The following is a 254-nucleotide window of genomic DNA, read 5'->3' on the forward strand; positions in this document are numbered from 1 at the left end:
TATTGAGTATCTGTACCACATGTACAGGATAGGTAGGAGCCATTGAAGTCGGGACGCCAGTTTCGACGGAGGCGTTGTTGGGATACTACCCTTGTGTTATGGCTACTCTAACCCAGATAGGTTATCCCTATCGGAGACAGTGTCTGACGGGCAGTTTGACTGGGGCGGTCGCCTCCTAAAAGGTAACGGAGGCGCCCAAAGGTTCCCTCAGATTGGTTGGAAATCAATCGCAGAGTGTAAAGGTATAAGGGAGC

The 254-nt window shown here is 50.8% G+C and carries 1 rRNA gene; it reads left to right on the forward strand.

Going from position 1 to position 254, the window contains the following annotated elements:
• Positions 1–254 (forward strand): 23S ribosomal RNA (locus tag HFC68_RS09290); the annotation flags it as partial.

It is taken from the genome of Pediococcus sp. EKM201D (genome assembly GCF_011800215.1).
GTDB lineage: Bacteria > Bacillota > Bacilli > Lactobacillales > Lactobacillaceae > Pediococcus > Pediococcus pentosaceus.